The organism is Pseudomonas karstica (genome assembly GCF_009707515.1).
In the GTDB taxonomy this organism is placed as follows: Bacteria; Pseudomonadota; Gammaproteobacteria; order Pseudomonadales; family Pseudomonadaceae; genus Aquipseudomonas; species Aquipseudomonas karstica.
The window spans coordinates 239320-261887 of sequence record NZ_WLYI01000002.1; the positions used below are offsets into that span (position 1 = coordinate 239320).

A 22568-nucleotide genomic window follows, 5' to 3' on the forward strand; every position below is an offset into this window, starting at 1 on the left:
CTCGACTCATGAGTAACGCCGGTGGCAAGAAGGAACGTGATATGGCCAATGCTGCTCACGAACTCTTCCTGCTTGGTCAAAAAACTGTTGAAGCGCGAGCGGTATTAGCAGCGCTGCAAAAACAATTGAGCGACGCAAGTAGCCGACTGGTGGATACCCAGCAGGTCGAGCAAGTGATCGAAGCCAATCAGCAGTTGGCGCTGGCGATTCTGCTGGCACAATCAGATGCTGTAGCCCCCCCTCGCTTGGAGGAACAGCGTTTGTACCAAGAGCTGCGTGAGGCTAACGCGCAGTTGGTCATAGCTGCACTCAGCGCTCAAGACCTTCAGGCGGCAGCCGAGCGTGCATTGAGTCAGCAGAAAAGCGTACTTGCGATGGTGGCCCATGAGCTGCGAAATCCATTAACACCCATCAGCATGATTGCAGAGCGTATGGTCCGGCTACCTAGCGATCAGCTACCGCGGATGCGTGAGTTGATCGAGAGCCAGGTGCAGCATATTTCACAACTGGTCGACGATCTGCTCGACGTCTCCCGCGCCAGCACGGGTAAGTTGCGAATCGATCGCCGCGATGTCGATATGCTGCAAATTCTGAGTGAGGCTGTTGATGCGTGTGGCCCTGTGATGACCGCGCAAAAGCAGCACTTTGATGCTCATCTTCCCGGTGGCATCTTGATGGTGAGTGGTGACCCAGGACGCCTGGCTCAAATTCTCCATAATCTACTGGCGAATGCGGCCAAATACACTCCGGCCGACGGCAGAATCAGGCTGTCTGTAGCGGTCGAGACCAAAGTTTTGAAGATAAGTATCTCCGACAATGGAATCGGTATTTCGGCTAAAGCACTGCCTTTTATTTTTGACCCTTACGTTCAGGACGAACACGCCATAGGTTTCAATGGGGCCGGCTTGGGCATTGGGTTGACCGTAGTTCGGGAGCTGGTGGAAGCACATGGCGGCAAAGTCATCGGTACGAGTGAGGGTAATGGGAAGGGGAGTGAGTTCGTGGTGACGTTACCGTTGGTCAATCATTAGCTACTCAATAGCGCCAACTGGCGGACAACCGAAAAGCTGGAACTTTAGTTTCGGAGACTAAAGTTCCAGAAGCGTTTGACAATTTCCGTCTGTAGTTGCAGAGCAAGAGCTTCATCGGAAAGTTTAATGGGCAAAGCTCATCGCTAAGGTGAGGGCTCGTTGGTTGAGATCCTGTTTGATCGTCTACTTGAGACTTACAATCTACCCATGAAAGACAACCCCTTTGTCGCTATACACATATGCATTTGTATTATATGGATCGCGACCGTCATCTCGGTGGTGTATTGGTTCAGTCCCGTAACACGTTGATCTAAACCACTTAGGGAAGGTCTGAAGTAAGCAGCCGTTTTTAACGGCCTCGCTGTCTGAGGTTCAAAAAACACCGACTTAATCGAAAATCAGACCTTTCCTCCTGTCAGTTCACTGTTTTTTGCGGAATAGCACCTTTTCAGGGCTCATTGTCCACATCACAGGCGCACCTCGCCTGCATTCAACAGTCGTTTTCGCATCATCCACAGGTTCGATAAGGCAAACAGTGTGGTCTGCTGCGCGGTGTTTTTCACCAAGCCTCGGAAGCGGACTTTCGTATAACCAAACTGGCGCTTGATCACCCTGAATGGATGCTCAACCTTGGTCCGGACTTGAGCTTTCGCGTATTCGATTTTGCGGCGCATGCGACCGATCAGGCTCTTTTTTGCATGCTTCTTATAGCTGCTGGGGCGCGCTGCGATCGACCAGATCATCTGGCGATGTTGATGCTCCGCACGCTTCTCCACGCCGGTGTAACCGGCATCGCCAGAGACGTAAGTTTCCTCGCCATGCAGCAACTGATCGACCTGAGTCACGTCCGCCACACTCGCCGCCGTGCCCACCACGCTATGTACCAGACCGGATTCAACATCGACACCGATGTGCGATTTCATCCCGAAATAGTACTGATTTCCTTTCTTTGTCTGGTGCATTTCGGGGTCGCGTTTACCGTCCTTGTTCTTGGTCGAACTGGGCGCATGAATGATCGTCGCATCGACCACAGTTCCCTGACGCAGCAGCAAACCTCGGTCGCCCAAATAGCCGTTGATGACCTGCAAAATCCCACCGGCCAGCTCATGTTTTTCCAACAGCCGGCGGAAGTTGAGGATCGTGGTTTCATCCGGAATCCGATCCAAATGCAGCCCGGCAAACTGGCGCAGAATCGTGGTTTCATAGAGGGACTCTTCCATCGCCGGATCGCTGTAGCCGAACCAGTTTTGCATCAGATGAACCCGCAGCATGGCCATCAACGGATACGCCGGACGACCGCCTTCACCCTTCGGATAATGCGGCTCGATCAACGCAATCAGGCCTTTCCAGGGCACGACCTGATCCATCTCAATCAGGAAACGCTCACGGCGGGTCTGCTTACGTTTGCCTGCGTACTCGGCATCAGCGAAAGACATTTGCTTCATCGGGGCTCAACCGTTCAGTTCGTGGGACAGCCGTATCTCACCAGATTTGGAAGTCTTTTTCAGAGTTTCCTTAACGCAATCTTCGAAGCGACCATTCAGGTTTTATTGGCCGAAGGGCTTTAGCGTCTCACGACGACGCGCGTTGCTGAGCGTGCCGGCGTTTTGGTCGGGACGATGTACCAGTATTACCCTCACAAGCAGGCCCTGCTTTATGCCTCACTGGCGCGTCACCTGCAGTCTGTACAGGATGAGATCAGACAGGCTTGTCTTCTGCTGCAGGGTGAGAGGGCAGGAACGATGGCAGATGCCCTAGCCGAGGCCTATCTGAAGGTGAAGACCAAGCGCGGGGACGTGACACGGGCGCTCTACCTTGTGGTGGCAGAACTCGACACCGCGGAACTGGTCGATCGCAGCCTGCGCAGCATGAAAGCCGATATCGCTGCCATGTTCGCTAGCGCTAAGGATGCTGAATTCGTGGACGCCAATGTGGTAACTGCGATGTTTCTTCTGGCTCTTTCAGGCACCGTCCGTGCCTTTATCGAGGACGATACCGCTATAGCCTGATCGACAGCTCAAGCAGATGCTCAGATCCTATGTTGAACAGGCGCCAAAACGGAGGTGACGGTGGTGCCAAGAAGTTGGTGACCTTTATGGAAAACCTGATCAATCTCAGAGCAACCGTAGCCGTGATGTCGGGGCCTGCTTGCGTCAAGTAACCGGCAGCAAAACGCTGCGTACCACCGAACTGTTGGGCGCATTGTTCGAGCGCAATGTCGTTGCCCGAAAAATCGGTGGTTTCTTCGAGCATTACGACCTGCTGCTGTCGCCGACCTTGCCGGGGCTGGCGCCGCTGATCGGTACCTACAATGCCGGGCAGGAACATCTGGACGGGCGTGGCTGGATGAGTCACGGATTCAATCAGTCACCCTTCACCGCGCTGGCAAACGTGGTCGGTGCCTCTAACCCACGACCCGCAGAGCGGATTGCCCATCGGCATTCAGTTCATGGGCAAGTTCGGCGCTGAAGGCCTGTTGCTGGGCTTGGCCGGGCAGTTGGAGCGCCAGTTACCCTGGGCAGAGTGTTCACTTGCAGCGCACTCGCGGTGCGATGCCGGCGAGCTGTTCGCGGGTATACGCCCAGGCGGTATAGAGGTTGTTGCGAAACGCTACGGCATCGATGGCCATGATTCGCACCGAAGCCCCACATGGGGATATTGTGGAATCGCAGAGCGCTAAACAACATCGGGTGCTTGAGCGCTTAAGCATTGTGTTTCGCAAACACCAAACTGAAGACTGTCACACCTTGTACGCTACTGACTTCGCAACGGCCGCCATGCATCTGCATGATCGACGCAACAATCGATAGTCCCAGCCCGTTTCGCTCGGAAGAGCGATGCCTAGAGCTGTCTACCCGGTAAAACCTGTCAAACAGCCGGTTGAGTTGCGTCGGCTCGATGGTATCGCCCACATTGCGCACTTCAACAATGCTATTGGTGGCCGCGTATCGAGCCTGCATCAGGATTTCGGTGCCGGGTTGTGCATGCCGTACCGCATTAGCAACCAGATTCGCCAAGGCGCGCCGAAAAAGCATGACATCGACACGCAGAGTGCCGCTGCCGGACCAGGCGAGTCGCACTCCACGCTCCTCGGTCAGATCCTCGAAGTAGTGGCCGATCCTGCGCAGCTCATCGGCAACATCCACATCCACACGTTCGATAGCGTCCTCGGCATGCTCGGTTCGGGCCAGGAACAGCATGTTATCGATCATCTTCGACAGCCGTTGCAGCTCCTCATAGTTGGAGCCCACCAGACGCTGGTAATAGTCTACGTCTCTGGGTTTTCCCAGCCCGACCTCTATCTGGCCAAGCATATTGCCAATCGGAGTGCGCAGGTCGTGGGCCATGTCGGCGCTGACCTGCTTGAGTTGAGTGAAACCTTGCTCAAGGCGGTCCAGCATGGCATTGAACGGCAGGATCACCGCCTTGAGTTCACTGGGCGCACGTTGTGGGTCCATGCGCAGACCCAGGGTTCCGATACTGATGGACGCAGTTTGCTCCGCCAGTCGGTGCAGGGGCGCCATGCTGCGTCTGGCCAGGAAGAAAGCCAGCAAGGCGATCAGGACTGCGGCGAGAGCGGAGAAGGCGAGGATGCTGTTTCGATATTCATTGAGGGTGCGGGTTCGCTCCGTCAACAGACGGCCGGAAATTACTTGCAACGATGGCTGGCCGCTGGAGCTGCGTACCCAAGCCCCCATGTAGATGAAAGGCGTGCCGTCGGCTGCCTGACCATGCTGGACATTAGCAAGCGCCAACCTCGCATCGGTGTCTATCAGCTCGACATCCGGAATGTTGCGCTGGCCGGGATTGACGCTGATGAGCGCGGGACCTTTTTCGGGTCTTACCAGCAAAAGCGATTCGGCGTTGCCCAGCATGTTTTCGAAGAGGCGTGGTTTATCACGAATCAGTTCCCGGGCGTCGCTGTCTTGCAACAAGGTGCGGATCTGCTCGACCCGAGTCACCAGGGCCGCGTCATCGCGCATCGTCAACTGTACCTTCAGCCCAAAGTACAGCGCCGCACCCAGGCTGGCGACCGCACCGAAGGCGAAGCAGGCAAGCAGCATTGCCAGGCGCAGTGTCAGCGACAGTCGACTCATGCTTCATCCTCGAAACGGTAGCCGACGCCGTGAATGGTATGAATCAGTTTGGACAGGAAGGGGTCGTCGATTTTTTGCCGCAACCGGCGCACGGCAACATCGACGACATTGGTGTCGCTGTCGAAATTCATGTCCCAGACCAGCGATGCCAGCAGGCTGCGGGAAAGCACTTCATCGCGGTGTTGCATGAAACAGAGCAACAGACTGAATTCCTTGTTGGTAAGAGTCAGCCGTTGCCCGGCGCGCGTTACCCGACGCTTGGGGACGTCGACCTGCAAGTCCCCCACTTCCAAGGTGTCGACGGGGCCTTCGACCTGGCCGCGGCGCAGGATAATGCGGACTCTCGCCAGTAACTCGGCAAAAGAAAAAGGTTTGACCAGGTATTCGTCGGCACCAAGACCGAGGCCTTTCAGGCGATCTTCCAGACTGCCACGAGCGCTGAGAAACAGCACTGGTGTCTGCTGGCGCGCGCCAAGCTTCTCCATCACCGTCCAGCCGTCCATTTCCGGCAGCATCACATCGAGCAGGATGAGGTCGTAATGTGCCTCGCGTGCCATATGCAAGCCGTTGATGCCATTGTCGGCCTGATCGACCACGTATCCCGCTTCGGTCAGGCCGGCGCAGAGGTAGGAGGCGGTTTTCGCTTCGTCTTCTATGATCAGGATTTTCATGACGACTGGTTTCATACCTAGGCGATCCAACAAGGAAAGTGCGGGATCGCCGCACTGCCTTCACTTTAATCACTGTTGCGCATGGGTGGCCTGAACAATCAGGTCAGCGACGGCGGCGGGCTGAGAAATCAGCGACACATGGCTGGCGTTGATTTCGACGGTATGTGCGTTCATCCGTTTGGCCATGAAGCGCTCCAGGTCCGGATTGATGGTCCGGTCTTGCGTCGAAACCGCGTACCAGCTCGGTTTGTTGTGCCAGGCCGCGACGCTGGTCTTGGCCATGGTAACAGGCTTGCCCATTGGCTGCTGGACGGCAAAGTACACTTGGGCTTCCTGTTTGGGAAGGTCACCGGCGAAGTCATTCACAAATGCCTGCTCGGACAACAAGCCATAGCCATCGGCTGACCATTGCAAGCCAGCCCCGGCAGGTGCCGGAGCGAATTTTTTTGTCAGTGCTGGGTAGTCCTCGTCGGCGTCTGGGGCTCGGGCGGCAATGTACACAAGGCCTTTTACCTTGGGATCGTCACCGGCCTGGCTGATAACCATGCCGCCGTAAGAGTGCGCCACCAGAACGGTTGGCCCATCCTGCAGCGCCAGGGTCCGCTTGACTGCATCGACGTCGGCATCCAGTGAGGTGGTCGGATTTTGCACCGCCGTTACATGTAACCCCTTGGCCTGCAGGAGCGGTATGACCTTGGCCCAGCTGGAAGCATCGGCGTAAAGACCGTGTACCAGCACCACGTTCTTGATCGCGCCCGGTGTAGCGTCTTGAGCCTGTGCGACTGAGGCGCCGAGCAGAGACAACGCGGCAACCGAGCATGCAGTAGCAAGGGCTGTATGAATTTTCATGGGGCTCTCTCCAACATATGTATGAGAGCCCACTGTAGAAAGCACGCACCATCAGCGTGGTGACATAAGAATTACAAAAAACTGACAGATCTGTGATTTCTTTAGTGCATCCCGAACCTAAAGGTCCCACGTCTCGACGATCCTAATGCAGGGAGCGGAGCGAAAGCGTGGGCCGAGCAAAGCCAGCTTGGAGGGCTATACGCCCGCTCCGTCTACCTCACAGAGGTTCAACTCAGAGGCCGTAGCCCCGCTTCCTCAACTCCCTTATTTGTCATTGTCTCCATCACTCTGCGAACAATTTGAGTGTCAGGTAAGACCGTGGTAAGCATAACCTTCGCCGGACGAGGCACTTAGAGTGCGTGTAAGCGATTGAGGTGCTGACCAGCAGAACACCAGGGACAGCGAGCATGTCTCGCATTAAAGTCCGAATGTACGGGCGCAATCTTTACCTCTAAACCGTTACTAGATGAAAGCTTGGCAAACAGGGGACGTCCATGTACGTCCGGAAAACACACCTTGCGGGTCGGAGAATGGCTTTTGCCGCAAGGTAATCGAGCGGAAGGTATCGGCTCATCAAGGCATATAAACTAAGCGTATCAGGGGGACATGCTGCGCCGCTTTCGCGTCGACTAAACCAGTCAACCGGGGGTCTTGGAAAATTTCAACTTGTCGGGAAAATGGTTCGAAGCCTGATCGGCGATAAAAATCCAACGCGGCGGGGTGATCAAATGTACAGGTATGAACCCAGAACCGTTCGATAGGTCGTGCCCAAGCACGCTCAACAGCACGGTTCATAAGCCAACGTCCAGCAGGCCCTCCAATCAAAGAACTCGATAGACCAAAAAAAGCCAGCTCGCACGAGCCTGGCTGACGAAAGTCTAACTCCAACAGCCCTTCGCCGCCGTTGTGCCCACGTAGGTGGTAGATTTCCACATCAGGTGAATGAATAACTTCATTTAATCCATCATCGGTCATGGCCAAGCGGCTGAACCACAGCCAATCTTCTCCAACATTCTTATAAATCGCACGATATGCGTCGGGCTGAGGATTCAACAAACGCTCGAAATCCCAAGCGGGTGTGGCTGTTTCCGGCCTCAAGTCGGGGCACGACGTTATCGACAGAGACGTTACTACTGTAGCAAGCATGCCATCAGGTACTGAGTGGTAGCCTTCTTTCATCCTATATCCTCAATGATTTTGTGAACTGGGAAGTCTTAGCACCCACTGATGCGGGAGTAATTGGCCAATCTCGCTTGCCGGTTGTGTCGGTAGCCTTGTTAGCACATCTTTCAGATAGGCATACGGATCATGTCCGTTCATGCGTGCCGACTGGATCAGGCTCATGATCGCCGCCGCCCGCTTGCCGCTGCGCAGCGACCCAGCAAGTCGAGTCAGCCGAAGGGAGTTTCACCCCTCGGCTGCTCACAGAACCGTACGTGACAGTCTCCCGTCATACGGCTCTTGATCACACATTCGATGCACGTAGTAAATACCAATGCGCGAACAGCTGCGGACTCTCTCTTCGAACAAGACGCAGCCGATGCTCCGCTTGACGTATAGAGACTCGGTACTTGCTCTTCATCCATTTGAGCAGGCGCGATTGCAACGCGCTCCACAGTCGATAGCTGAAGTTTCTGTACCAGAATTTACCGTAGTATTCGATCCATCCTCGAATAACAGCGTTGTACCTGCGAGAAAATTCCCTCAGGTCATCCGTAGTGAATCGATGGATGCGCCAGTGTTTGATCGTGCCTACCATCCTGCGCATCGCCTTCATCGACGCTCCCGGCATGCACTTACGAAAGAGTTCGCCCTTGGAGTTCCTCAGGGTTCGCACCTCCGACGCCGACGTGAGAGGTGAGTCGCAGGCGCAGTCGTCCTCACATGTATGAGGAGAGGCTGATCAATAACCGTAGTTAAGCGAGGCTTACGATCCGCGCCGATTAGACCCATAGCGAAGTTATACAGTCGCGATGGCTAATGAAGCCAGCCTTGCTTCCGGTCGCCCACTACAAACAATCCCGCATCACCAATTCAACGAAGGGTTGGCGCCGGCGCGGGCCGAGGAAAAACTTAACGTCGTGTCCGGGATTGGTTGGTAAGGGGCCGGCGAACACACCTTCCGAACTCCAGCATTAAGGACGATGGTGTATATGAAGCGGGAGGTTCTGGGTCCGACCGGACTATCGAGACCCACGACCAGAAACCCGATGTTCAACTTTGCGTACCACTTTCAAAACTGAACAACCGCTTCTTAAGCGTTTTCCATGGCCAGGCGCCTGGCATTACGCTCCAGCTGCCGATGGACACGTGGATCGATGCCGCTAGCGATCAGTGCCCTCGCAACTTCACGCAGAGCACGAGCATCTCGTAAGCTAATTTCAGGATAGGTACCAAGGGAAATACGAGGTTGCTTATCCGCCCAGGAAAAGCGGAAGTGCCAGTATTTGGCGCCTTTCGTACTCACGAAAAGAGCGAGGCCATTGTAGTCAGGGAGGGTGTGGTCCTTGGCACGGGGTTTGGCGTGCCGGACCGCAGTTTCGGTGAGAGCCATCGTACAGTCTCCGTCTCGTTTGAATAGAGGAGATTTGTACGGTTTCCAGAGAGGCGAGTCCCACGAAAAGGTGATCTACCAAGTGCCGGATTAATGTACTAAATGATGTACTAAAAAATCGTGGCTGGTAGTGGTTTCGAGTGGAACTTACTGGAACGAAAAAAGAGGCCGAAGCCTCTTTTTTCAATCTCTACAAACTTCAATGGAAGCCAGTAGACAAATAATTGGAGCGGGAAACGAGACTCGAACTCGCGACCCCGACCTTGGCAAGGTCGTGCTCTACCAACTGAGCTATTCCCGCGTTTTGGTGGTGTGCATTCTATAGAATCCAGAACACCCGTCAAGCCCTTGATTCAAAATAGTTTTATTTCTTTTCGACGGTGGTCCGCAGATGAGGCCATGCGGCACGCAGATATTGCAGCATGGACCACAAGGTCAGGCCAGCAGCGATCAACAACAAGGCATAGCCCAACAATACCCAGAAAGTGAATAGCGGGGGATTGGCCAGCAGGATGACCAGAGCAAGCATCTGGGCCGCAGTTTTCCATTTGCCCATGTTGGAGACGGCCACGTGGGCTCGGGCGCCGATTTCGGCCATCCATTCACGCAAGGCGGAGACGACGATCTCGCGACCGATGATCACCGCAGCGGGCAGGGTCAGCCATAGGTTGGCGTGCTCCTGTACCAATAACACCAGGGCCACGGCCACCATCAGCTTGTCGGCCACAGGATCAAGGAACGCACCAAAGGGCGTACTTTGTTCCAGGCGACGTGCCAGGTATCCGTCCAGCCAGTCGGTTGCCGCCGCAAAGGCGAAGACTGAACTGGAAGCCAGGTAACTCCATTCGTACGGCAGGTAAAACAGCAAAATGAAAATCGGGATGAGCAGGACGCGAAGTACGGTGATCAGATTAGGGATATTCATCGGCACAACTGGCTACGAGGTGAGAAGGCATTCTACTCGCTATGCAGGTTTGCATAAATCAACTCAGCGAGCTTTTTACTGATACCAGGGGCTTTGGCTATTTCGTCAATGCTTGCACGGGACAGCTCCTGCAAGCCACCAAAATGTTTTAACAGGTCCCGCCGACGCTTCGGCCCTACCCCTGCCACCCCTTCCAGGGTTGAGGTACGCCGGGTTTTACCACGCCGCGCCCGGTGGCCAGTAATGGCGAAACGGTGAGCTTCGTCGCGGATCTGCTGAATCAGGTGCAGCGCCGGGGAATCACCCTTCAAGGTGAACTCATGGGCGGCATCATTCAAGTACAAGGTTTCAAAACCGGCCTTGCGGGTGGCGCCCTTGGCCACGCCGAGCAGGATCAGGTCGGGTACCGCCAATTCGTTGAGCACGTCACGGGCCATGGATAACTGGCCCTTGCCGCCGTCCACCAGCAGGATATCAGGGAGCTTGCCCTCACCGTCCTTCAGTTTGCTGAAACGCCGGGTCAGGGCTTGATGCATGGCGGCGTAGTCATCGCCAGCGGTGACGCCTTCGATGTTATAGCGCCGATAGTCGGACTTGATTGGCCCTTCCGGCCCGAACACCACGCAGGACGCCACGGTGGCTTCGCCGCTGGAGTGGCTGATGTCATAGCACTCCAGGCGTTGTGGTGGCTCTTCGAGGTTGAGGACTTCGGCCAACGCGTCAAAGCGGGCGGCAACGTGCTGACGATTGGCCAGGCGTGCACTCAAGGCCTGTTCGGCGTTGGTCACGGCCAATTGCTGCCAGCGTGCCCGGGTACCGCGCACGCGGTGGCTGATGTCCAGTTCGCGGCCACGCAGTTCGTGAATAGCTTCGATCAGCGTCGGGAAGTCGTCATGAACCACGTTGACGATCAACTCGCTGGGCAAGTCGCGCTCGGGGCTACTGACGTAATACTGGCCGAGAAACGCCGCCATGACCTCGGCAACCTCTTCATCGATACCGGTCTGGGGAAAGAAATTCTTACTGCCCAGCACTCGCCCGCCACGCACGCTTATCAGATGCACGCAGGCGCCGCCCGGATTGACGAACGCCGCGATGACATCGACGTCGCCGGTACCGCCTTCCATGCTTTGCTGATCCTGGACCCGACGCAACAAGGACACCTGGTCGCGCAGTTCGGCCGCCCGCTCGAAATCCAGGGTGCTGGCTGCCTGCTCCATGGCTGTGGAAAGCTCATCGGCCAGGGCGTTGCTGCGCCCCTCGAGGAACATCACCGAGTGGCGCACGTCTTCAGCGTACTCCTGGGGTTCCACCAATCCCACACATGGCGCCTTGCAGCGCTTGATCTGGTATTGCAAGCATGGCCGGGTGCGGTTCTTGTAGAAGCTGTCTTCACACTGGCGAACAAAAAAGGCTTTTTGCAGCAGGCCGAGGCTTTCACGGATGGCACCGGCACTGGGGTAAGGGCCGAAATACTTGCCCTTGCGCTTCTTCGCCCCACGGTGAATGCTCAGGCGCGGAAAATCACCGTCGGATAAAAATACGTATGGGTAGGATTTATCGTCGCGCAGCAGGATGTTGTAGGGTGGCCGCCATTCCTTGATCAGCGTCTGCTCAAGCAGCAACGCCTCGGTTTCATTGGCGGTGATGGTGGTTTCCACCTGGGCAATACGCCCCACCAGCGCAGCGGTCTTGGGTGACAGGCCGGTCTTGCGGAAGTAACTCGCCAGGCGGTTCTTCAGGTTCTTGGCTTTGCCGACGTACAACAGGCGCGCATCACTGTCGAACATGCGGTACACGCCAGGACGGCCACTGCAGGTGGAGAGAAAAGCACTCGGATCGAACAGGTCAGTCATTTCAGGCGCTGGCATCCACCATGCCATGGCGCACTGCCAGCAAGGTCAGTTCAACATCACTGCTGATGGAGAGCTTCTCGAAAATGCGATAGCGATAAGTGTTAACGGTTTTTGGCGACAAGCACAGCTTGTCGGAGATCGACTGGACCTTCTGGCAACCCACGATCATCAAGGCGATCTGGATTTCCCGTTCCGACAGTGCATCGAACGGAGAGTCGCTGGTGGGTTGGAAAGACTTGATAGCCAATTGCTGGGCAATCTGCGGGCTGATATAGCGTTGGCCGGCAAACACCAGGCGAATCGCCTGGACCATTTCCGACAGGCCTGCGCCTTTTGTCAGGTAACCCGCCGCGCCCGCCTGTAGAAGCCGTGTAGGAAATGGATCTTCCTCGCAGACGGTGACTACGACTACCTTGATGTCCGGGTGGCTGCGCAACAACTTGCAAGTGGCCCCAAGACCGCCGATCCCGGGCATCTTGACGTCCATCAAAACCACATCGGGCTTCAGCTCCCGGGCCTTGACCAGGGACTCTTCCCCCGATTCGGCCTGGCCGACTACTTGCAGGCCATCGATGTCAGCCAGCATTCGTGTAATGCCTGTACGAACGAGATCATGGTCATCGACTACTAGCACCCTAATCAAGCAGACACCTCGCGATATGGTCTTATAGGTTGCTGAACACCTTAGCAAAAAACCAAGGCGCAGACCTAGCTGCAAGTATCATATAGGTAGAGTTTCCGTACGTTGCAGATATCTGCCGGGAGACAAACGATTTTATTAGCTGAGTAAACGGTCAGGAATCAGTGGCAGTCAAGCTCCATCCGCCAGAAACAGGTCTCCTCGCCAATGATACTCAAGCCCTTGCGCTGATAAAGCCTTCTCGCCGGATTAGTCTTGAATACGGTCAGCCGCAACAGCCCCAGGCCTTGGGTACGGGCCTTTAGGGCCATTTGCTCCAGCACCCAACTGCCAGCCCCTTGCCCACGGCAGTCCTTGAGGATATGCAATTCACGGATATAGAGTGCCTTTTCATCCCGACTCAGGCTGACAAAACCCACCACTGCGCCCTCTCGATAGATCAGCCAATTCTCCCGGCCAGCCCAGGCGGTATCAAATCCCTTGTCGGACCATAACAGGTCGTTTTGACGGTAATAGTCACCCATCGCCTGGCGTGTCAGGGTTCGGGCGAATGTCAGGTCCCGATCTGTGGCGAGCCGCAGCTGAAACGGCATAAGGTTGCGCTCCATCAAATCCTCTTAGTTAACGTAGTCAAACATAGGGACACTTGCTCAATAGCCCTGAACACTTACTGCCCATAGAAATTACTGATTGAATCCACCCGCGCGCCTCTAGTAAGCTCCCCCCCATCATTTGGAGATATACCATGCTGCAACTCACCCCCACTCAGGTTTGCCTTACTGCCAACGTACAACGTTCGGCCGTGGCTACCCGCGTGAACGGTTTGAGCGCGCTGGCCAGCTTTTATTTTGGGTATTGGTTTAGCCACTGGCGCGCCTGATACCTGAAATCGGCGCCCACTACTCAAGGGGTCGCCTACCAGAGAAATCTAACCCCCGGTCGGCTCCCCGACCGGGGGTTTTGTTTTTCTGGCCCTGGCAAAGCATCTCCTTGGTTTTTCGTTGTCTTCAGAACATTTAAAGGAATCACACCATGAACTACGCCACCTATTACCGCTACGACACCTCCACCGCCTGGCGATTTAGCAAGCCCCGCTCGGGACAGCCTGCCGCCTCCGATCGGTCACCTGCAGGTGGCAAGCCAACACACGTAGCCAATCCGGCCAATTGTCGAACACCCCTGTAGGGCCAAGTGCGCGGGAGACACCCGCCGCTTGCCCAGGAAGCCCAAATATGAACTCCTCCATCGCCGCCCTGCCTGTTTCCACCCTGCCCTGCGCCAATGAAGCGCTGACCCGGCGTTTGCCCAGCGCTCTTGAACTCAAGCAGCAACTGCCTCTGAGCCCGTTTCTGAACGAACAAGTCCAGGCTCATCGCCAGGCGGTGCGCGCCATTCTCAATGGCGAAGATTCACGCCTGCTGCTGATTGTCGGCCCCTGCTCGATCCATGACCCGGAATCGGCCATGGAATACGCCCGCAACCTGAAGAAGCTTGCACTGGAAGTCAGTGACCAGATGCTGCTGGTGATCCGCGCCTACGTCGAAAAGCCCCGCACCACCATCGGTTGGAAGGGCCTGGCCTATGACCCGCACCTGGACGGCAGCGACGACATGGCCGCCGGCCTGAACCTGTCTCGAGAACTGATGCGCGAGATGCTGCGCCTGGGCCTGCCGGTCGCCACTGAATTGCTGCAACCCATGGCTGCCGGCTACTTCGACGACTTGCTCAGTTGGGTGGCCATCGGTGCGCGCACCACCGAGTCGCAGATCCACCGCGAGATGGCCAGCGGCCTGGGCATGCCCGTGGGTTTCAAGAACGGCACCGACGGTGGCGTCGCCATCGCCTGCGACGCCATGCGTTCCGCCGCTCACCCGCATCGTCATTTCGGCCTCGACAGCCAGGGTCACCCGGCAATCATCCAGACGGCGGGCAACCCTGATACACACCTGGTGCTGCGCGGCGGCCATCGCGGGCCGAACTACGATCGCCAGAGCGTGGCCCAGGTCAAGGTTGACCTGGCAAAAACCAAGGTCACGCCCCGGATCATGGTCGATTGCAGTCACGCCAACAGCGCCAAGGACCCACTGCGCCAGCCCGCCGTATTCAATGACGTACTGGAACAACGCTTGCAGGGCGACACCTCGCTGATCGGCATGATGCTGGAAAGCCATCTGTTCGAAGGTTGCCAGCCATTGAGCCCATCGATGCGTTACGGGGTGTCGGTGACCGACGGTTGCCTGGGTTGGGAGGGTACCGAGCAATTGTTGCGCGAAGCGGCGCGGCGGTTGCGTGAACATCGTAGGAACTTTGCCGGGAAATAACCGCCTGAATCCGGTAGGCTCACCTTTTTTATTCAAGGAGTTACCCCCCATGGCCAAAGCCACTGCCCGCCACATCCTGGTTGCCACTGAAGACAAGTGCAACGAACTGAAGTCCAAAATCGAAGGCGGCGCCGATTTCGCAGAGATCGCCAAAGCCAACTCCACCTGCCCATCCAGCCGTGACGGCGGCAACCTGGGCTCATTCGGCCCAGGCCAGATGGTCAAGGAATTCGACAGCGTGGTATTCAGCGCCCCGGTCAATACCGTGCAAGGCCCAGTAAAAACCCAGTTCGGTTATCACCTGCTGGAAGTGACCAGCCGTCAGGACTGATCCGCCGGCCTGCCTAAAACAACGGCCCGCCTTTTGGTGGGCCGTTGTGTTTGTGCGTCAGCAGGGTGACTGGCGAGGCGTGCAGGGTTAGCGTACAAATCCCCTTCTTTATTCACCTGGCGCCCAAGGCTGAAAATGCGACTGGACTTCATCACCTTATTTAGCTCCTCCCTGGTTGGCTCCACCCTGGCCCTGCTGATGGCGACCACGGCCGCTCTCGCCGCACCGCAACACGCCTTGACGGTATACGGTGAACCTGCGAAATACCCCACCTGCTTCAGCCACTTCGATTACGCCAACCCCAACGCCCCCAAGGGCGGCAGCCTACGGCGCTCGGCCATCGAGATTGGACGCTACGACCATGTCATGCCCTACATCGACAAAGGCATCGGCGTCAGCCAGATCGACGGCTGGGTGTATTCGCCCCTGGCCCAGCGCTCCCTGGATGAGCCGTACACGGTCTACGGCCTGGTGGCAGAACAGATCGAGCGCTCGGAGGACGGCTTGTCCCTGCGCTTCTACCTCAACCCCAAGGCCCGTTTTGCTGATGGCCAGCCCATCACCGCCGAAGATGTACGCTACAGCTACGACCTGTTGATGACCCAAGGCAGCCTGCGCTACCGAACACTGTTCGCCGACGTCAAGCACGTCGAAGTGGAAGGCCCCCGGCAAGTGCGCTTCGATTTCTCCAGCAATGAGAACCGCACCCTGCCTCTGGACGTTGCCACCTTGCCGGTGTTTCCCGAGCACTGGTGGAAGAGCCGCGACTTCACCAATGGCGGCGGCTACGAGGCGCCCCTGGGCAGCGGCCCTTATCGGGTGAGCAAAGTCGACTCCGGCAACACCATCAGCTTCCAGCGCGACCCCGACTGGTGGGGCAAGGACCTGCCCGTCAGTCGCGGCCTGTATAACTTCGATCACCTGAGCCTGGAGTACTTCGGCGACACTGAAGTTGCCCGCCAGGTACTGCGGGGCGGCGCCTACGATTTCAACCGCGAGTTCTCCGCCACCGGCTACTCCATCGGCTACAACGGCCCGGCCCTGAACGATGGCCGCCTGCAACGGGCACACCTGGCCAAGGACGCGCCGCAACCGGCCCAGGGCTACGTGTTCAATGTGCAAAAACCGATATTCAAGGATCGCCGCGTGCGCCAGGCCCTGGCGATGCTGTGGGATTTCGAATGGGCCAACCGGCAGATGATGTACAACCTGTACATCCGCCAGCAAAGCTACTTCTCCAACAGCCCTCTTGCCGCCACCCAACTGCCGGATGCTGACGAACTGGCAATCCTGGAACCGCTGCGCGGGCAAATTCCCGATGAGGTCTTCACCCAGGTCTTCAAGGCGCCCACCACCGACGGCAGCGGCATGATCCGCGATAAACAGCTGCAAGCCCTGGCTCTGCTGGAACAGGCCGGTTGGAAGCCAGACGGCGACAAACTGGTCAACGGCGATGGCGAGCCACTGGAGTTCACCTTCCTCAACGCCCAGTCCGGCCTTGAACGTTTGCTGTTGCCCTACAAACGCAACCTGGCGCAGATCGGCATCACCCTCAATATCCGCCGCATTGACTCATCGCAGTACGTCAACCGCCTCATGGCCCGGGATTACGACATGATTGTCAGCGGTTTCCCGGTCACCACCTCGCCGGGAATGGAGCTCTACAACTACTTCGGCTCGGCTGCCGCCTTCGATCCGGGTGCCAACAACTACATCGCTCTCAAGGACCCGGCCGTCGACACCCTGATCGCCGGGCTGGTCAAGGCCAGCAACCAGGCACAGATGCTCAGCTATGCCCACGCCCTGGACCGAGTGCTGCAATGGAATTACCTGTGGATCCCCAATTACTACCCGCCGGGCACTTCCGCCGCCTGGTGGAACCGTTTCGGTCGCCCGGCCGTGGCAGCCAGCAATGACGAAGCCCTGGAAACCTGGTGGGAAGTCAGCCCCACTCCCCTCACCAATAAGCAGATGAAAGCCGAGCTGATCAAGCGCGGCCAGCCGGGAGGCGCCCACTGATGCTTGCCTATATCGTGCGACGCCTGCTACTGATCATTCCTACCCTGGCCATCATCCTCCTGGTGAATTTTGTCATCATCCAGGCCGCTCCGGGTGGGCCGGTGGAACAGGCCATCGCCCACCTGCAAGGGATCGGCGGCGGTGGCATTGGCGGTGGCTCCGGGGACGCCATCAACAGCGGCTCACGGGCCAGCCGCGGCCTCGACCCAAAACTGATCAAGGACATCGAAAAACAGTACGGCTTCGACAAGCCGGCACCGGAGCGCCTATGGCTGATGCTCAAGAACTACGCCCAACTGGACTTCGGCAACAGCTTCTTTCGCGGTGCGACGGTGGTCGACCTAATCCTGGAAAAGATGCCGGTAACCATCTCCCTCGGGCTCTGGGCCACGCTGATCACCTACCTGGTGTCTATCCCCCTCGGTATCCGCAAAGCGGTCAGGCACGGTAGCCAGTTCGATATCTGGAGCAGCACAGCCATCGTGATTGGCTATGCGATGCCAGCGTTTTTGTTCGCGATGTTCCTGATCGTGGTCTTCGCCGGCGGCACCTCACTGAACTGGTTCCCGGTGCGCGGCCTGGTCTCGGAGAACTTTGAACAACTGAGCAGCGTGGGCAAGATCGCCGACTATTTCTGGCACCTGGTGCTGCCAGTCAGCGCCCTGGTGATCGGCGGGTTCGCCACCCTGACCATCCTCACCCAAAACTCTTTCCTCAATGAAATCACCCGCCAGTACGTAGTCACCGCACGGGCCAAGGGCCTGAGCGAACGAGGGGTGCTGTACGGCCATGTATTTCGCAACGCCATGCTGCTGGTGATCTCGGGGATTCCCCAAGCCTTTATCAGCGTGTTCTTTGCCGGGTCGCTGCTGATCGAAGTGATCTTCTCCCTCGATGGCCTGGGCCGCATGAGCTACGAAGCGGCAGTATCCCGGGATTATCCGGTGGTGTTCGGCTCGCTGTTTATCTTCACCCTGTTTGGCCTGCTGATAAAACTGATCGGCGACCTCTGTTACACCCTGGTCGACCCACGGATCGATTTCGACGGGAGAAACGCTTGATGCCCAGACTGTCTCCCGTGGCCCGTCGGCGCTTCGAACGCTTCAAGAAAAACCGTCGCGGCTGGTGGTCGCTGTGGCTGTTTATCGGCCTGTTTTTCCTGACCCTCGGTGGCGAGTTGGTTGCCAATGACAAGCCCTTGGTGCTCAGCTATCAGGACGAATTGTATTTCCCGGTGTTCAAGCGCTACACCGAACAGCAGTTCGGCGGGCAACTGCCGTTCCAGGCCGACTACCGCAGTGACTATGTGCAAAAGCTGATCAAGAAGGACGGTGGCTGGATGCTGTTCCCGCCGATCCCTTTCAGCGACGACACGCCCAACTACGAACTGACCCGCCCCGCTCCCAGCCCGCCCTCCGCGGTGAACTGGCTGGGCACCGACGATCAATCCCGCGATGTGTTGGCGCGGGTAATCTTCGGCGCCCGTGTATCCATCCTGTTTGCCTTGGCACTGACCGCCATCAGCGCGGCCATCGGCATTGCCGCCGGGGCCTTGCAAGGGTATTACGGCGGTTGGGTCGACTTGCTTGGCCAGCGAATCCTGGAGGTCTGGTCCGGGCTGCCGGTGCTGTACCTGCTGATCATTCTGTCGGGCTTCGTCGAACCCGATTTCTGGTGGCTGCTGGGGATCATGGCGCTGTTTTCATGGCTGGCCCTGGTGGACGTGGTACGTGCCGAATTCCTTCGCGGGCGCAACCTGGAGTACGTCAAGGCCGCCCGGGCATTGGGCCTGGGCGATGGAAAGATTATCCGCCGGCATATTCTGCCGAACGCGATGACGGCCACCCTGAGCTATCTGCCGTTCATCTTGACCGGCGCGATTTCAACCTTGAGCGCCCTGGACTTCCTTGGCTTCGGCATGCCGGCGGGCAGCGCCTCACTGGGGGAACTGATCGCCCAAGGCAAGCAGAACCTGCAGGCGCCATGGTTGGGCCTGACGGCGTTCTTCACCCTGGCGCTGATTCTGTCGCTGCTGGTGTTTATCGGCGAGGCTCTGCGTGATGCCTTCGATCCACGTTCATGAAAGGCCCAGCTATATGAGTAAATCAGCATGAGCGACAACCTGATCGAGATCCGCGACCTGTGCGTCGCCTTCAGCGGCCAGACCGTGGTGCGCAACCTGTGCCTGGATGTGCGACCCGGCGAATGCCTGGCGCTGGTGGGTGAGTCGGGGTCGGGTAAGTCGGTAACGGCGCACTCGATCCTGCAATTGCTGCCCGAAGCCGGAGCCGAAATCACAGGTTCCATACGCTATCGCGGCCAGGAGCTCCTGGGTGCCAACGCCAGCGCCCTGCAAAAACTGCGGGGCAACCGCATTGCGATGATCTTCCAGGAGCCGATGACCTCCCTCAACCCACTGCACAGCATCGAAAAACAGATCGGCGAGACCCTGTTGCTGCACAAGGGCCTGGGTGGTCACGCCGCACAGGCACGAATCCTCGAACTGCTGGAACTGGTGGGCCTCCAGAAGCCGAAGGAACGACTCAAGGCCTACCCCCATCAATTGTCCGGCGGCCAGCGCCAGCGAGTAATGATCGCCATGGCCCTGGCCTGCGAGCCGCAATTGCTGATCGCCGATGAACCCACCACGGCGCTGGATGTGACCGTGCAACGCAAGATTCTGCTGCTGCTCAAATCCCTGCAACAGCGCCTGGGCATGTCGTTGCTATTGATCAGTCACGACCTCAACCTGGTGCGCAGCATTGCCCAGCGGGTCTGCGTGATGCAGGCCGGAGAGATCGTCGAACAGGCCGATTGCCAAACCCTGTTCAGTGCACCGCAACACCCTTACAGCCGCCTGCTGCTGGATGCAGAACCGGCAGGCACGGCCCTGTGCCACGACGCGCGTGAGACGGTGCTGGAGGTGGATGACCTGAGCGTGCAATTCCCCCTGGGTGGCGGATTGTTTCGGCGCAAGCACTACTTGCGGGCGGTGGATGGCATCAGCTTGAGCGTACAACGGGGCAAGACTTTGGGCATTGTCGGCGAATCCGGCTCCGGCAAATCCACCTTGGGCCAGGCGATTTTACGACTGCTGGATTCCAGCGGTGGCATTCGCTTCCAGGGTGAGGCCCTCGACAGCCTGAGTCACAAACAGATGCGCCCGTGGCGCAAGCAGATGCAGGTAGTGTTCCAAGACCCTTACGGTAGCCTCAGCCCGCGAATGTCGGTGGACCAGATCATCAGCGAAGGCCTGGAGGTCCATGCCCCGTGCAGTGCGGCGGATCGCGACGCCCAAGTGATCCAGGTATTGCAGGACGTCGGCCTCGACCCCGCCAGCCGCCATCGCTACCCTCACGAGTTTTCCGGTGGCCAACGCCAACGCATCGCCATCGCCCGAGCCCTGGTACTCAAGCCGGCGTTAATTCTGCTGGACGAGCCCACCTCGGCCCTTGACCGTACCGTGCAGAAACAAGTGGTGGCGTTGTTGCGCGAACTCCAGGAAAAGTACGGCCTGACCTACCTGTTTATCAGCCATGACCTGGCGGTGGTACGCGCCCTGGCTCATGACATGATCGTGATCAAGGACGGCAAGGTGGTGGAGCGCGGGCCGAGCCATCAGGTGTTCGAATCGCCGCAGCACCCGTACACCCAAGAACTCCTGGCCGCCGCTCGCAGCACATAACGGACCCCACATGAACACCACCGAAAGCCTCAAGGACTACCAACACGTTCGTGGCCTGGCCATTCAATCGCTGTTCGAAATCATCGAGCAGTCCAGCGAAGGCACGGTGATCGTCGACGGCGACGCCAACATCGTATGGATGAACGAGCGCTACGCGCGGCGCTTCGGCCTCAAAAGTGCCTTTGATGCCATCGGCCAGCCCTGCGAACAGGTGATTTCCAACAGCTTGTTGCGCCAGGTGGTGCGCAACGACCAGCCGATCCTGCTGGATATCCAGGACACCCCCAAAGGCCCGCTGGTGGTGATGCGCCTGCCGATTCATGACGACGCAGGCAAAGTGATCGGCGCCATCGGCTTTGCCCTGTTCGATGAACTGCGCAATTTGTCACCGCTGATCGAACGCTACCTGAGCATGCAGCAGGAGCTGGCCTCCACTCGTTCATTGCTGCGCTCACGCCAGAGCAAGTACAACTTCGCTCACTTTATCGGAACCAGTGCCGCCACCCTGGAAGTCAAGCGCCGCGCCCGGCGCAGCGCCAGTGCCGACTCGCCGGTACTGCTGCTGGGGGAAACCGGTACCGGCAAGGAATTGCTGGCCCAAGCCATTCACGGCGCGTCACCCAGGGCGCACAAGGCATTTGTCAGCATCAACAGCGCGGCCATTCCCCATGACCTGTTGGAGGCCGAGTTCTTCGGCACCGCTCCCGGTGCATTCACCGGCGCCGACCGCAAGGGCCGTCCCGGCAAACTGCACATAGCCCAGGGCGGCACGCTGTTCCTCGACGAAATCGGCGACATGCCCCTGCCGCTGCAAAGCAAATTACTGCGGGTGCTGCAGGAGAAAGAATTCGAGCCCGTAGGTTCAAACGAGATGATTCGCAGCGACGTGCGGGTGATTGCCGCGACGTCCATGGACCTGGAGGCCGCGATCAAGCGGGGCGAGTTTCGGGCCGACTTGTATTACCGGCTCAACGTGCTGCCAATCCAGGTGCCGCCATTGCGCGAACGGCTCGATGACTTGCCGGCGTTGAGTGAAGCGATTCTGGAGGAGCTACGCAGCCAACATGAACTGGACCGGGAGGCGTTGGCACTGCTGGCACAACATGCCTGGCCGGGGAATATCCGCGAGCTGCGTAATGTGCTGGAGCGCGCGGCGCTGCTGAGTGATGACCTGGTGCTCGACGCCCGCGAGATTCGGGCGGCGATCGGGACTTTCAGCCCGGTGGAGCGCAGGGCAGCTGTAGAGCAAATTGACGGGGAAACCTTTAGTGCTGCGCGGAAGCGGTTTGATCGGCAGGTGATTGGTGCCGCGTTGAGCGCATGTGATGGAAACGTCATTGAAACCGCCAAGCGGTTGGGGCTCGGCAGGTCGACGCTGTACAAAAAAATGGTAGCGCTGGGCATCGAGCAATCTCAATAAAGAGAATAAATTCTCACAATAAAGACAACCCTTTGTAGGAGCGAGCTTGCTCGCGAAAAACCAAAGTGGCCCTGCTCATCATGGATCAACGCGTTATCGTTAACGACCATCGCGAGCAAGCTCGCTCCTACAGGTGGCCGGCACCCGTCTCAATACAGAGACAATCACT

22 protein-coding genes, 1 tRNA gene and 2 pseudogenes are annotated in these 22568 nt (G+C 57.8%); 12 read left to right on the plus strand and 13 right to left on the minus strand.

Features of this window, described 5'->3' with window-relative positions; all coding sequences use genetic code 11:
• The first annotated feature begins 8 nt into the window (after nucleotides 1-8).
• On the plus strand, nucleotides 9-1031 hold the full coding sequence (locus GIR22_RS02585; RefSeq protein WP_154741774.1) for a sensor histidine kinase: 1023 nt from the start codon (nucleotides 9-11) through the stop codon (nucleotides 1029-1031).
• Between the two features lie 467 nt (nucleotides 1032-1498).
• On the opposite strand, the gene GIR22_RS02590 is transcribed toward GIR22_RS02585, so the two are convergent.
• Complete coding sequence (locus GIR22_RS02590; protein ID WP_154741775.1) at nucleotides 1499-2476, minus strand: IS5 family transposase; 978 nt, start codon at nucleotides 2474-2476, stop codon at nucleotides 1499-1501.
• Nucleotides 2477-2614: 138 nt separating this feature from the next.
• On the opposite strand from GIR22_RS02590, the pseudogene GIR22_RS26570 reads away from it, so the two are divergent.
• The 3 genes and pseudogenes from GIR22_RS26570 to GIR22_RS02600 form a co-directional block, all read left to right on the plus strand.
• Nucleotides 2615-2674: pseudogene (locus tag GIR22_RS26570) on the plus strand (TetR/AcrR family transcriptional regulator); the annotation flags it as partial.
• Nucleotides 2651-3040: a hypothetical protein gene (locus GIR22_RS26235; protein ID WP_154741776.1), complete on the plus strand. Its 390-nt coding sequence runs from the start codon at nucleotides 2651-2653 to the stop codon at nucleotides 3038-3040. The pseudogene GIR22_RS26570 and the gene GIR22_RS26235, both read left to right, overlap by 24 nt.
• Nucleotides 3041-3179: 139 nt before the next feature.
• Nucleotides 3180-3500, plus strand: coding sequence for an amidase family protein (locus GIR22_RS02600; RefSeq protein ID WP_246207751.1), 321 nt, complete (start codon nucleotides 3180-3182; stop codon nucleotides 3498-3500).
• A 233-nt stretch (nucleotides 3501-3733) separates the two neighbouring features.
• On the opposite strand, the gene GIR22_RS02610 is transcribed toward GIR22_RS02600, so the two are convergent.
• The 12 genes and pseudogenes from GIR22_RS02610 to GIR22_RS02665 form a co-directional block, all read right to left on the minus strand.
• Nucleotides 3734-5128, minus strand: coding sequence for a heavy metal sensor histidine kinase (locus GIR22_RS02610; RefSeq protein ID WP_154741777.1), 1395 nt, complete (start codon nucleotides 5126-5128; stop codon nucleotides 3734-3736).
• Nucleotides 5125-5799, minus strand: a complete 675-nt coding sequence (locus tag GIR22_RS02615; RefSeq protein ID WP_154741842.1) for a heavy metal response regulator transcription factor — start codon at nucleotides 5797-5799, stop codon at nucleotides 5125-5127. Before GIR22_RS02615 ends, GIR22_RS02610 begins: the two co-directional genes overlap by 4 nt.
• Nucleotides 5800-5868: 69 nt before the next feature.
• Nucleotides 5869-6549, minus strand: a complete 681-nt coding sequence (locus tag GIR22_RS02620; protein ID WP_178122059.1) for an alpha/beta fold hydrolase — start codon at nucleotides 6547-6549, stop codon at nucleotides 5869-5871.
• 672 nt (nucleotides 6550-7221) lie between these two features.
• Entirely contained in the window at nucleotides 7222-7827 is a 606-nt protein-coding gene (locus GIR22_RS02625; protein ID WP_154741778.1) for a GNAT family N-acetyltransferase, read from the minus strand.
• A gap of 9 nt (nucleotides 7828-7836) precedes the next feature.
• Nucleotides 7837-8031 (minus strand): annotated as a pseudogene (locus tag GIR22_RS02630) (transposase domain-containing protein); the annotation flags it as partial.
• 82 nt (nucleotides 8032-8113) lie between these two features.
• Nucleotides 8114-8440, minus strand: coding sequence for a group II intron maturase-specific domain-containing protein (locus GIR22_RS02635; RefSeq protein ID WP_343039631.1), 327 nt, complete (start codon nucleotides 8438-8440; stop codon nucleotides 8114-8116).
• Nucleotides 8441-8902: 462 nt separating this feature from the next.
• The gene (locus GIR22_RS02640; protein WP_154741779.1) at nucleotides 8903-9202 is read right to left on the minus strand and encodes an Arm DNA-binding domain-containing protein; all 300 of its coding nucleotides are present in this window, start codon (nucleotides 9200-9202) and stop codon (nucleotides 8903-8905) included.
• Nucleotides 9203-9427: 225 nt separating this feature from the next.
• A tRNA-Gly gene (locus tag GIR22_RS02645) sits at nucleotides 9428-9503 on the minus strand.
• 63 nt (nucleotides 9504-9566) lie between these two features.
• Nucleotides 9567-10127, minus strand: coding sequence for a CDP-diacylglycerol--glycerol-3-phosphate 3-phosphatidyltransferase (gene pgsA / locus GIR22_RS02650; protein ID WP_154741780.1), 561 nt, complete (start codon nucleotides 10125-10127; stop codon nucleotides 9567-9569).
• 32 nt (nucleotides 10128-10159) lie between these two features.
• On the minus strand, nucleotides 10160-11983 hold the full coding sequence (gene uvrC / locus GIR22_RS02655) for an excinuclease ABC subunit UvrC (protein WP_154741845.1): 1824 nt from the start codon (nucleotides 11981-11983) through the stop codon (nucleotides 10160-10162).
• Between the two features lies 1 nt (nucleotide 11984).
• A complete protein-coding gene (gene gacA / locus GIR22_RS02660; RefSeq protein WP_154741781.1) occupies nucleotides 11985-12626 on the minus strand; it encodes a response regulator transcription factor GacA in 642 nt (213 codons plus the stop codon).
• A 158-nt stretch (nucleotides 12627-12784) separates the two neighbouring features.
• Entirely contained in the window at nucleotides 12785-13216 is a 432-nt protein-coding gene (locus GIR22_RS02665; RefSeq protein ID WP_154741782.1) for a GNAT family N-acetyltransferase, read from the minus strand.
• A gap of 152 nt (nucleotides 13217-13368) precedes the next feature.
• Between GIR22_RS02665 and GIR22_RS26575 the strand changes: the two genes are divergently transcribed.
• From GIR22_RS26575 to GIR22_RS02700, 8 genes are all read left to right on the plus strand, one after another.
• Entirely contained in the window at nucleotides 13369-13503 is a 135-nt protein-coding gene (locus tag GIR22_RS26575) for a hypothetical protein (RefSeq protein ID WP_281349791.1), read from the plus strand.
• A gap of 352 nt (nucleotides 13504-13855) precedes the next feature.
• Nucleotides 13856-14944: a 3-deoxy-7-phosphoheptulonate synthase gene (locus tag GIR22_RS02670; protein ID WP_154741783.1), complete on the plus strand. Its 1089-nt coding sequence runs from the start codon at nucleotides 13856-13858 to the stop codon at nucleotides 14942-14944.
• 49 nt (nucleotides 14945-14993) lie between these two features.
• Nucleotides 14994-15275, plus strand: coding sequence for a peptidylprolyl isomerase (locus GIR22_RS02675; RefSeq protein ID WP_154741784.1), 282 nt, complete (start codon nucleotides 14994-14996; stop codon nucleotides 15273-15275).
• 135 nt (nucleotides 15276-15410) lie between these two features.
• Nucleotides 15411-17294 carry an extracellular solute-binding protein gene (locus GIR22_RS02680; protein WP_154741785.1) on the plus strand — a complete coding sequence of 628 codons (1884 nt, stop codon included), beginning with the start codon at nucleotides 15411-15413 and terminating at the stop codon, nucleotides 17292-17294.
• Entirely contained in the window at nucleotides 17294-18355 is a 1062-nt protein-coding gene (locus GIR22_RS02685) for a microcin C ABC transporter permease YejB (protein ID WP_154741786.1), read from the plus strand. Before GIR22_RS02680 ends, GIR22_RS02685 begins: the two co-directional genes overlap by 1 nt.
• Complete coding sequence (locus tag GIR22_RS02690; protein WP_178122050.1) at nucleotides 18355-19377, plus strand: ABC transporter permease; 1023 nt, start codon at nucleotides 18355-18357, stop codon at nucleotides 19375-19377. Before GIR22_RS02685 ends, GIR22_RS02690 begins: the two co-directional genes overlap by 1 nt.
• A gap of 27 nt (nucleotides 19378-19404) precedes the next feature.
• Nucleotides 19405-20979 carry an ABC transporter ATP-binding protein gene (locus GIR22_RS02695; RefSeq protein WP_154741788.1) on the plus strand — a complete coding sequence of 525 codons (1575 nt, stop codon included), beginning with the start codon at nucleotides 19405-19407 and terminating at the stop codon, nucleotides 20977-20979.
• A gap of 10 nt (nucleotides 20980-20989) precedes the next feature.
• Nucleotides 20990-22399 (plus strand): sigma-54 interaction domain-containing protein, encoded by a 1410-nt coding sequence (locus GIR22_RS02700; protein WP_154741789.1) that lies wholly within the window; start codon nucleotides 20990-20992, stop codon nucleotides 22397-22399.
• The last annotated feature ends 169 nt before the right edge of the window (nucleotides 22400-22568 follow it).

What these genes read in the sequence shown, in the direction of transcription:
- GIR22_RS02585 (WP_154741774.1), top strand. Translation starts at nt 9, where the DNA reads ATGAGTAACGCCGGTGGCAAGAAGGAACGTGATATGGCCAATGCTGCT.
- GIR22_RS02590 (WP_154741775.1), bottom strand. Translation starts at nt 2,476, where the DNA reads ATGAAGCAAATGTCTTTCGCTGATGCCGAGTACGCAGGCAAACGTAAG.
- GIR22_RS26235 (WP_154741776.1), top strand. Translation starts at nt 2,651, where the DNA reads ATGTACCAGTATTACCCTCACAAGCAGGCCCTGCTTTATGCCTCACTG.
- GIR22_RS02610 (WP_154741777.1), bottom strand. Translation starts at nt 5,128, where the DNA reads ATGAGTCGACTGTCGCTGACACTGCGCCTGGCAATGCTGCTTGCCTGC.
- GIR22_RS02615 (WP_154741842.1), bottom strand. Translation starts at nt 5,799, where the DNA reads ATGAAAATCCTGATCATAGAAGACGAAGCGAAAACCGCCTCCTACCTC.
- GIR22_RS02625 (WP_154741778.1), bottom strand. Translation starts at nt 7,827, where the DNA reads ATGAAAGAAGGCTACCACTCAGTACCTGATGGCATGCTTGCTACAGTA.
- GIR22_RS02635 (WP_343039631.1), bottom strand. Translation starts at nt 8,440, where the DNA reads ATGCCGGGAGCGTCGATGAAGGCGATGCGCAGGATGGTAGGCACGATC.
- GIR22_RS02640 (WP_154741779.1), bottom strand. Translation starts at nt 9,202, where the DNA reads ATGGCTCTCACCGAAACTGCGGTCCGGCACGCCAAACCCCGTGCCAAG.
- pgsA (WP_154741780.1), bottom strand. Translation starts at nt 10,127, where the DNA reads ATGAATATCCCTAATCTGATCACCGTACTTCGCGTCCTGCTCATCCCG.
- uvrC (WP_154741845.1), bottom strand. Translation starts at nt 11,983, where the DNA reads ATGACTGACCTGTTCGATCCGAGTGCTTTTCTCTCCACCTGCAGTGGC.
- GIR22_RS02665 (WP_154741782.1), bottom strand. Translation starts at nt 13,216, where the DNA reads ATGCCGTTTCAGCTGCGGCTCGCCACAGATCGGGACCTGACATTCGCC.
- GIR22_RS26575 (WP_281349791.1), top strand. Translation starts at nt 13,369, where the DNA reads ATGCTGCAACTCACCCCCACTCAGGTTTGCCTTACTGCCAACGTACAA.
- GIR22_RS02670 (WP_154741783.1), top strand. Translation starts at nt 13,856, where the DNA reads ATGAACTCCTCCATCGCCGCCCTGCCTGTTTCCACCCTGCCCTGCGCC.
- GIR22_RS02675 (WP_154741784.1), top strand. Translation starts at nt 14,994, where the DNA reads ATGGCCAAAGCCACTGCCCGCCACATCCTGGTTGCCACTGAAGACAAG.
- GIR22_RS02680 (WP_154741785.1), top strand. Translation starts at nt 15,411, where the DNA reads ATGCGACTGGACTTCATCACCTTATTTAGCTCCTCCCTGGTTGGCTCC.
- GIR22_RS02685 (WP_154741786.1), top strand. Translation starts at nt 17,294, where the DNA reads ATGCTTGCCTATATCGTGCGACGCCTGCTACTGATCATTCCTACCCTG.
- GIR22_RS02690 (WP_178122050.1), top strand. Translation starts at nt 18,355, where the DNA reads ATGCCCAGACTGTCTCCCGTGGCCCGTCGGCGCTTCGAACGCTTCAAG.
- GIR22_RS02695 (WP_154741788.1), top strand. Translation starts at nt 19,405, where the DNA reads ATGAGCGACAACCTGATCGAGATCCGCGACCTGTGCGTCGCCTTCAGC.
- GIR22_RS02700 (WP_154741789.1), top strand. Translation starts at nt 20,990, where the DNA reads ATGAACACCACCGAAAGCCTCAAGGACTACCAACACGTTCGTGGCCTG.